Source organism: Pseudomonas sp. Fl5BN2, assembly GCF_009908205.1.
Lineage (GTDB): Bacteria > Pseudomonadota > Gammaproteobacteria > Pseudomonadales > Pseudomonadaceae > Aquipseudomonas.
Genome location: NZ_JAAARL010000109.1, coordinates 1 through 389, shown reverse-complemented (window position 1 = coordinate 389; position 389 = coordinate 1). Strand labels below are relative to the sequence as shown.

1 pseudogene is annotated in these 389 nt (G+C 49.9%); it reads right to left on the bottom strand.

The features are described 5' to 3' along the window. Nucleotides 1–387: pseudogene (locus tag GV819_RS32840) on the bottom strand (chain-length determining protein); the annotation flags it as partial. Nucleotides 388–389: the final 2 nt, after the last annotated feature.

The window sequence follows — 389 nt, the reverse complement described above, 5'->3', positions numbered from 1 at the left end:
GTCCACTCCCCCGGGATATGTCAACTCCATGCTAATCGCAGCGTTCTGGGAATCCGCTTTTTTAGAATCAGGAAAAATCAGCTTTAGCGAGTTGCGATTGAAATCTTCGAAGCTTTGCTCAAGGGTGCGCCCCGGACGCTTGAATTGAGTGAATAGCTCTTGATTGCTCCGGAAAAAACCCAGTCGATTATCGTATGACTCCAGCGACGACCCTACTTTCAACAGAGCCTCATTGGGAGGCAGGGTGTATACACCCGATCGATTGAGTGCATCCAGCTCGTTGATGGCTGCCGGGCGCAGAACGCTACTCACCTGATATTCAGGCGTACTTAAATAGGCATAGCCCAAAGCAACCAGACCAAAGAGAGCAGCCGTAGCAAGAATGATTT